The following is an 8633-nucleotide window of genomic DNA, read 5'->3' as shown; positions in this document are numbered from 1 at the left end:
AAGAGGGTGTCCAGGTCTTGCGTCACAACACGATCTTGGACACCCTCCCTTCGTACCCAAGACATCGACCCCTGACATCGGAACTACTCGTCTAGCTCGTGCTCCTGCTTCGCTCCTAGCTCCTGCTTCGCTCCTGTCTCCTGGCTCCTGCTTCGCTCCTGCTTCGCTCCTGCTTCGCTCCTGCTTCGCTCCTGCTTCGCTCCTGCTTCGCTTCGCTTCGTGAAGGGCCTGCGCGTGGACATCGCGATCGACCCGGCCTCGCCGACCCCGCCGTACGAGCAGGTCAGGCTGCGCATAGCGGAACTGGCCGCGGCGGGCTCCCTGCCCGCGGGCACCCGCCTTCCCCCGGTGCGCCACCTGGCCACCCAGCTCGGCCTGGCGGCGAACACGGTGGCCCGCGCCTACCGCGAACTCGAACAGGCGGGCCTGGTGGAAACCCACGGCCGCGCGGGCACGCTGATCACCCCGGCAGCGGCCGGCACCCCGGTCGCGGCCAGAGCAGCGGCACAGCGGTACGCGGACGAGACCAGCGCCCTCGGCCTGACCCCGGAAGCGGCCCTGGCCCTGGTCGAGGCCGCCCTCCGCCGTCCGGGCAGCGCCTGACACCCAGCGCTTCGAAGCTGCCCTTCTCCGCCCGGGCAACGCCTGACACCCAGCGCTTCCGACAACGGTGGGCCGGTGTCGCCCGCTTGGCGCCGGCGCCACCGGGCGGATCGGGCGGGCCGTGATCGACCGGCTCGCGCACGCCGGCGTGCCTGCCGCCTCCCTTCCCGCCTTCCTGCGGCCGTCCGGCCGCCTCTTTGTGGTAGCCACCCTCAACACCACCGACCCCCACACCGACCACCCCGTCTGCTAGCCAGCCAGCCCGTCCGCCAGTCCGCACGCTGGCTAGCCGCACACCGGAGCGGCCGCAGCGGAGCGCTCATCAGGACCGGGCCGGACAGCGCGCTCTGGTTCACCGGGATCCCGGTGCCCGCAGCGTGATCGCCGCCCCGACCGGCGACGCCTCCGCCCCGGCATCCGCACGCCTATCTGCCCGACCGCCCGCCCACCTGGCTGACCAGTAGCCGATCGTTGGCCCCTCGCCGAGCAGCGTGCATCGCCCGCCGCCGTCCCGATGCAGCAGGAGACGTCGCCGCGACGTGCCGCCGCCCCGACGCAGCAGGAAACGCCGTCGCGATGAGGCAGGAAATACCGCGAGGTGGCAGAAATCGCCGCAAGGTAGCCGCCGATGACCGGGATGCCGAGGTCGCGTGACGGCACGCGGAGCCAGGACGCGACGGGGCCCGAGCCGAGGCGCGTCGCGAGCCGGGGTGCGAGCCGGGGTGGGGCCGCGGCGGGCGGCGGTGGGTGCGGGATCGTCGGTGGGTGGGCCGCGGAGAGGCGGCGGGGCCGGTGCTGGCCTCGCCGGACCCGGGACCGGACAACGCGGCGCCTGCGACCTCAGTGCCGGCGAATTCGGCACGCTGCTTCTCCTGAGGCACGCGCCCGACGCGGGTGCCCGGACCGCGAGAGGCGAGTGCTTGCTTCCACCGATGTCGGTCGGGGGACGCGTCGAGGACATCCCGCAGGCGCGGGCGGCGGCGCGGGCGCGTGGGCGCGGTTGCATCGGTGGTTCTTTGCCGCACGAACAACGGAATTCGCCGACAGCGGCAGAGTGCGCCGGATTGAAGAAGGTGCGCAGTGCCATACCAAGAACACCTAGCGGAAGACAGGGTGATATTCGGCGCGCAATTCCGTCGCCAGCATCATCGACGCGCGGTAGAACGATTTCCGGGACCGTATTCACCCACCGGCGCAACACGAGTCCGAGCGAGCTGCGGAGACGAGTTTCACGACACCTGGCTAGCGTAGATGACCGATTGGGAACGCAATTGTCGGGAGGATGGGAATCGGGAGGGCGGGAATACGGATGCGAACGTGCGTGACGGCGATGGTGATGGTTATGGTGATGGTGATGGTGAAAAGTTCGGCGCAATGCTGCGGGGTGGCGTGTCCGGTCAGGGCCGGTACACGTAAGCGTCGGCGACGTGGGGCGGGGCTCGGTGGGTGGGCCGAGAGGCGCGAGCGGCCGAAGCGGCCGAGACAGCGGGGTGCGAGACGGCGCGGCATGAAACGGTTTTGTGCGAGACGGCGCGGCGTGGAGCGGTGTGGTGCGAGGTGGCATGCCGGTCGGGCGGGCGGGTCGGACCGGCATGCGCGCGACGGTCGTTGGGGCGGGCGCGATCTGCGCGGGTTTCGCGGTCGGGGCGGTGGGCGTGAGCTGCTGGGGTACGACCGTCGAGCCGGTGGACCCGAGCGACCCGGAGCTTGCGGCACAGCGGCGGGGATAGGGTCGCGGTGCCGTCTCGGGTGAGGCACCGGCGGGTGTGGGGGCAGTGATCCTGGAGGCGGTGGTCCTTGGTGCAGTGGGCCCTGGGGCGGTGGGCCTGGAGGCGGCGAATGCGGGGGCGGCGTGCCTGGAGGCAGGGCTGTTGATGTCGGCGTGGGCGTGGCGGAGGCGTTCGGCGTGGCGGAGGCGCAGGCCCCAGGAGCGGTGCTGCTTGTGGGCGCGGCGGAACGCCTCGCCGGCCGGTGAATAGCGACAGGACGCAGTCCGGTCGCGCATTCCGGCGAGGACCGGACCGCTGAACAACTCTAATTGCCTCACCACATGATTGTGCCGCGGGCGAGGCGGGATAGCAGCCTCGAATTCTTACCATCTTGTGGCGATCTTGGGACGCCCTCTATTGCGACGAAGATGATGGATACAGTGGGACAGGTGCCGAACTTAACGACCAGGAGAAGGTGGCTATCGACGTCGACACGGGCCGCTTCCGGGGTCAGGACGAGGGCGCGGGTCAGGACGAGGGCGCGGGTGTGACGTAGACACCCGGGGTGAAGACGTTCACGGATGTCGGCGATCGTTGCCGGCGAGAGGGGGCACCGGGTCCTGCCGGACGACGTAGCGGGACCCATGCGAGGCCGAGGGCGAAGTCGACGTCCGGGGCTGAGGCGGTCGGGGTGGCGATATCCGGGGCGGCGGCACCCCGGGCAGCAGCGCCCGCGTGGAAGGGCGCTCAGGCGGCTGGGCCCGGGTGGAGGGGCACCCCGATGAAGGAGCGCAAGGGCGGCGCCTGGATGAGACGGCGCCCGGGTAAGACGGACGGCGCCCGAGTGAGACGGCGCCCGGTGTGGCGCGACAGGAGCGGCGGCTTCCCGGGTAAGGGCGCCAGGCCGGATAGCCGTTGCGTGGAAGGGCCGTTGGTGTGGGGGCGGAGGGGCCGTGGGGGTGGGAGGCGACGGGTCAGCTCAGCGGGGGCTGTGGTGGGGGTGTGGGGATTCCGTCAGGGTGATGGCGCCTGAGGGGCAGAGGGTTGCGGCGCGGTGCAGGAGGTCTGGTGGCTCTGTGGTGGGGGTCGGGGTGAGGAGGGTGACGAGGCCGTCGGGGTCCTGGTCGAAGAGGGTGGGGAGGATGCGGACGCAGTTGCCCGCGCCTATGCACAGCTCGCGGTCGGCCTGGACTTGGGTGGGGGTCACCAGGTCACCGGGAGTTCTGCCAGGCCGTACACGATGGAGGTGTCGCGTTTGGGGAGGGTTGCCGGGTCCTTGGCGAGGCGGAGGGTGGGGAGGCGGTGGGCCAGGCGGGAGAGGGCTATGCGGAGTTCGGTGCGGGCCAGGGGTTGGCCTATGCATTGGTGGACGCCGAAGCCGAAGGCCAGGTGCTGGTGGGCTTCGCGGTAGGGGTCGAACTCGTCGGCGGCGGGGAACACGTCATTGTCGCGGTTGGCCAGGGAGAGCAGGGCCGTTGCCGGTTCGCCGGCGCGGATGAGGCGGCCGCCGATCTCTACGTCGTGGATGGCCTGGCGGGGGATGCCGGTGCGGACGATGGTCAGGTAGCGCAGGAGTTCCTCGACGAGGGTGTCGACTGTGGCGTCGTCGACTGTGGCGTCGTCGGCTGTGGCGTCGTCGGCTGTGCGGAGGCGGTGCCAGGCGTGCGGGTGTTGCAGCAGGAGCAGGACGCTCAGGCCGATCATGTTGGCGGTGGTCTCGTGGCCCGCTATCAGCAGCAGCATGGCCATGCCGATGAGTTCGCCGATCTCGAGTTCGCCGGTGCGGACCCGTTCGGTGACCAGGCGGCCGAGCAGGTCGTCGCCGGGACGGCCGCTGGTGCGCTTGGTCTCGATCAGGGTGCCGATGTACGTGCGCAGCCCCGCGGCGGCCTCCCGGACCCGGGCCGCGTCGGCGCTCTGGTCGAGCAGGATGGCGCTGCGCTGCTGGAAGAAGGCGTGGTCGGCGTACGGGATGCCGAGGAGGTGGCAGATGACCAGCGACGGCACCGGCAGCGCGAAGGTGGCCACGAGGTCGGCGGGGCGGCCGGCGGCCTCGGTGGCGTCGAGGGCGTTGTCGACCACGTCGGTGATCAGGGGCTCGATCCGGCGGATGTTCTTGATCATGAATTCGCCGGTGAGCATGCGGCGCATCCGCAGGTGCTCCTGGCCGTCCATGCGGATGAAGCTGCCGCGGCGGCTCTGCGGGGTGGGCGGCGGAGCCTGGCGCAGCAGCGGGAAGCCGGGGCGGGTCATGTCTGCGCTGAACGCGTCCGAGCGCAGCATCGCCTTGACGTCGGCGTGCCGGGTGATCAGCCACGTCCAGCCGCCCGTGGGGAGTCGCACGCGGGTGACGGGGCCGTCGAGGCGGCGGCGGTCGGCGGCGGTGACCGGGGTGAACGGGTCGTCGTCGGGGCTGCGGAACGGGAACAGCGGGAGACGGTCGGACAGCACGTCGGCCACGGCGGCGCTCCTCGGACGTAGCAGCGTGTACTGGTGCGTAAGCGCTACGTTATCGCCACACCGGGCAAAGGACAACGAATGTCGATGAAACCACGCCACCGGTGATCGGGGCGGGCATGCGCGGGCGGCGGCGAAGGGAGAGGCCAGCCGACAGGCCAGGAAGTGGGAGGCCAGGAAGGCGCGCAACACCGGCCGAGCAGCGCGGCGGGAGCGCGGCGGGAGCGCGGCGGGAGCGCGGCGGCTCAGGCTATCCCGGGCCGCCGCGGTCCCGGGTCACTTCGGTTCGATGACGTTCGTGGCGAGCAGGATCATCAGGACCGCGCCCAGGACCAGGCGGTAGCCGATGAAGATGGAGTACGAGTGGCGGGCGATGAACTTCAGCAGCCATGACACCGCGAACCAGCCGACCACGAAGCTGACCACCGTCGCGACGATCGTGGGGAGCCAGCCGACTCCGCCGTTGGCCGCGGAGATGTTGTCGTACTCGGTGGCGGTCTGGAGCACCGTCGCGCCCAGCAGCGCCGGGATGCTCAGGAAGAACGACAGCTTGGTCACCGTCACCCGGTCGAGGTCGCGCAGCAGGCCGGCCGTCATGGTCGCGCCCGAGCGGGACACGCCGGGGATCAGGGCGAGGCACTGCACCGTACCGATGATCAGGGTGTCCTTCCAGGTGACGTCCTCCTGGTGACGCACCTGGGTGGCGGCGTGGTCGGCGAACCACATCACGCCGCTGTAGAGGATCAGCGCGCCCGCGACGAACCAGAGGCTGCGCAGGGTCGTCTCGATCGTGTCCTGGAAGAGCAGGCCCACGATGCCGATCGGGATCGAGCCCAGGATCACCGCCCAGCCGAACCGGTAGTCGGCGTTCTCGCGCTGGTCACGGTCGAACACGCCGCGGAACCAGGCGGTGATGATCCGGATCAGGTCGTGGCGCAGGAAGATCACCGTGGCGATCACCGCGCCACTCTGGATGATCGCCGTGAACGCCGTGATGTCCTGCGCGTCGATCTGGTAGCCGAGCAGCTTCTCCAGGATGGTCAGGTGACCCGTGCTGGAGATGGGCAGGAACTCGGTGAATCCCTCCACCGCGCCCAGCAGCACCGCTTCGAAGATGTTCAACCCAACCCCGTCTCGTGATCGACTCGCCTGACCGCCGTCCGAGAATAGGGGGTCCGCTCAGGGGGCGCTGCGCCGGACCCGGGCCGCCGCGAGGGTGTACGAAGGATCACGGTCGAGGTTGTGCCGGTCCCGGTCGTAGCGGCGGGTGGTACGCGGGTCCGCGTGCCCCATCGCGTCCTGCACATCCTCCAGCGGCACCCCCTCCGCGCGCGCCGACGTCGCGAAGGCGTGACGCAGCGAGTGCGGCGACAACCGCGCCCACCCCTCGATCCCGGCCTCCCGGGCCAGGCGGCGCACCAGCCGGAACACGGCGTGCCGGTCCAGGCGGGCACCGGTCGCCGTGACCAGCAGCGGCCCGTCGAGGCGGTCGGCGGTGGTGCCCAGCGCGGTCGCCCGCGCGGCCAGGTAGGCGTCCAGGGCCTGGGAAGCGTACGGGGTCAGCGCGCGGCGCCGCGGCCGGCCGCCCTTGCCGACGAACCGCACGCTGCGGTGCCCGCGCTCGACGCCCAGGTCGGCGACGTCGAGGCTGACCAGCTCGCCGACGCGCAACCCCAGGTCGGCGAGCAGGGCGATGGCCGCGCGGTGCCGCAACGCCGCCGGTCCGGTGTCCGTCTCGGCGGCGGCGAGGACCGCGTCTACCTCTTCCGGGCTGAGGCCCACCGTCGCGGAATGGTCGCGCGACACGTACGGACGGTCCGCGCCGGCGACCGGGTTCGCGTCGATCGCCCGCAGCTTGACGAGGAAGTCGTACCAGCTGGACAGGCCGGACAGTTTGCGGGCCACCGTCGCCGGTGCCAGCTCCCGGGCCTCCAGGCCACGCGCGTACGCGTTCACGTCCAGGAACGACGCCCGCAGCGGATCGACGTCGCGCCCGGCGCACCAGGACAGCCACGCGCCCACGTCCCGCCGGTACGCCTCACGCGTGTGCGCCGACAACCGCCGGTTCGCCAGCCACGACTCGGTGACCTGTTCGGCACCGCCGACGGCGGCGACCGTCCCGGCGTGCTGATGGGGTACCAGGGACATGCCCGTCATGATCTCAGCTGACGTGCACCCGCGCGTCCGCGACATGCCAGGTGCGGGTGTGCCCGACCGCGTCGGCGAAGTACCGGTCGTGGGTGACGGTCACCAGCGTCCCCCGGTACGCCCGCAGCGCCTCCTCCACCACGTCGAGCGCGTCGAAGTCGAGGAAGTTCGTCGGCTCGTCGAGCAACAGCACCCGCGCCGGGCTGTTCACCATCACCGCCAGCAGCAGCCGCCGCAACTCCCCCGCCGACAGGTCGCGCAGGCTCGCGTCCCACTGGTCCGGGCCGAACTGGTGCGCCGCCAGCAACCGCTCCGCGTCCTCGGCGTACACCGGAACCTGGGAGCGGAAGTGGTCCACGACGGTGACCTTCGTGCGCAGGCCCGCATCGGTCTGCGGCAGCACCGCGACCGGCACGCCCGCCGCGTCGCGCACCGCCCGCAGCAGCGTGGTCTTGCCGGCGCCGTTGCGCCCGGTGATCAGGATCCGGTCGCCGCGGCGCACGCTCACGTCGACGCTGTCCAGCACCGTGCGCCCACCCAGCTTCACGGTCAGGTCCCGTACGCCGATCAGCGGCTCGCCCGGCTCCGCGTCGTCGCCGGGGAACGCCAGCGCCAGCGGCGGGCGGGTCCGCGGCTCGCTGATCCACCGTACGGACTCCATCTGCCGGCGCAGCCGCCGCTCACGCACCTTGGCCTTCTTCGCGACCTTGCGGGCGATGCGCCGCAGGTGCGGCGCCTCCACGCCGGAACGCACGGTGGTCTCCACCGACAGCGACTGGGCCTTGGTCCGCGCGATGTCGGCCTCCCACCGGCGCCGGTCCTTCTCCTGCGCCTCGTGGTCCAGCAGCAGCTTCTGCCAGCGCCGCGTCTTCTCCCGCCGGTACGCCCGGTAACCCCCGCCGGGATAGTCCTGCGGGGTGTCGTGGATGCCGTCGAGCTCGATGATGTGGCCGACGGCGGTGTCCAGGAACGCCCGGTCGTGGCTGACCGTGAGCACGCCGCCGGGGAAACCGGTCAGCCACCGCGCCAGCCAGGCCGCCCCCTCGGCGTCGAGATGGTTCGTGGGCTCGTCGAGCAGCAGCACGTCCGGCGCGTCCAGCAGGGCCCTGGCCAGCAGCAGCCGCGCCTGCTCGCCGCCGCTGACCGAGGTCAGCGGCCGGTCGTCGCCGAGGCCGGCGATGTCCAGCCGCAACCGGATCTCGTCGAGCCGGGCCTGCGCGGTCCACCCCCGCAGGGTGGTCCAGCGCTCCTGGGCCTCACCGTACGCGGTGAGCACGTCGGCGCCGTCCGCCAGCTCCCGCTCGAGCCGGCGCATCCGTGCGGTGACCTCGGCCAGCTCGCCGAGCCCGGCGGTGAGGAACGCGCCGACGGTGCCGTGCGCCCCGGCGAGCTGCTGGGGCACGTACCCGACGCGGGTGCCGGGACCGCGGGTGACGGTGCCGGCGGCCGGCGGCAACTCCCCGGCGAGCACCCGCAGCAGGGTGGTCTTCCCGGCGCCGTTGGGACCGACGACCCCGACCCGGTCGCCGGCGCCGAGCACCAGATCGACGCCGGTGAACAGGGGTTCGCCGTCGTGGGCGGCGCTGATCGAGACGGCCTTGAGCAAGGGGTCCTCCGAGGGCGGATACCGATGGGACACGACGGCCCGCACGCCCGCGATCGGCGGGCGCGCGTGGCGGATCGGGTCGGTATCACACGGGACTGACTGCTCCTCGG

Annotated in this window: 6 protein-coding genes; 1 reads left to right on the top strand and 5 read right to left on the bottom strand. The window is 71.8% G+C overall.

Features of this window, described 5'->3' with window-relative positions:
- Positions 1–234: 234 nt before the first annotated feature.
- A complete protein-coding gene (locus CLV70_RS31340; RefSeq protein WP_106130231.1) occupies positions 235–603 on the top strand; it encodes a GntR family transcriptional regulator in 369 nt (122 codons plus the stop codon).
- 2688 nt (positions 604–3291) lie between these two features.
- On the opposite strand, the gene CLV70_RS40560 is transcribed toward CLV70_RS31340, so the two are convergent.
- The 5 genes from CLV70_RS40560 to CLV70_RS31310 form a co-directional block, all read right to left on the bottom strand.
- Positions 3292–3519 carry a ferredoxin gene (locus CLV70_RS40560; RefSeq protein ID WP_211303959.1) on the bottom strand — a complete coding sequence of 76 codons (228 nt, stop codon included), beginning with the start codon at positions 3517–3519 and terminating at the stop codon, positions 3292–3294.
- Positions 3516–4772, bottom strand: coding sequence for a cytochrome P450 (locus CLV70_RS41855; protein WP_106130230.1), 1257 nt, complete (start codon positions 4770–4772; stop codon positions 3516–3518). The genes CLV70_RS40560 and CLV70_RS41855 overlap by 4 nt, the downstream gene beginning before the upstream one ends.
- A 273-nt stretch (positions 4773–5045) precedes the next feature.
- Positions 5046–5891, bottom strand: a complete 846-nt coding sequence (locus CLV70_RS31320; protein WP_106130229.1) for an undecaprenyl-diphosphate phosphatase — start codon at positions 5889–5891, stop codon at positions 5046–5048.
- 57 nt (positions 5892–5948) lie between these two features.
- On the bottom strand, positions 5949–6917 hold the full coding sequence (locus CLV70_RS31315; protein WP_106130228.1) for a tyrosine-type recombinase/integrase: 969 nt from the start codon (positions 6915–6917) through the stop codon (positions 5949–5951).
- 13 nt (positions 6918–6930) lie between these two features.
- The gene (locus tag CLV70_RS31310; RefSeq protein ID WP_106130242.1) at positions 6931–8523 is read right to left on the bottom strand and encodes an ABC-F family ATP-binding cassette domain-containing protein; all 1593 of its coding nucleotides are present in this window, start codon (positions 8521–8523) and stop codon (positions 6931–6933) included.
- Positions 8524–8633: the final 110 nt, after the last annotated feature.

Source organism: Pseudosporangium ferrugineum, from assembly GCF_003002065.1.
Classification (GTDB): Bacteria; Actinomycetota; Actinomycetes; order Mycobacteriales; family Micromonosporaceae; genus Actinoplanes; species Actinoplanes ferrugineus_A.
The sequence above is the reverse complement of the archived record's forward strand: the minus strand, read 5'-3'. Positions and strand labels throughout refer to the sequence as shown.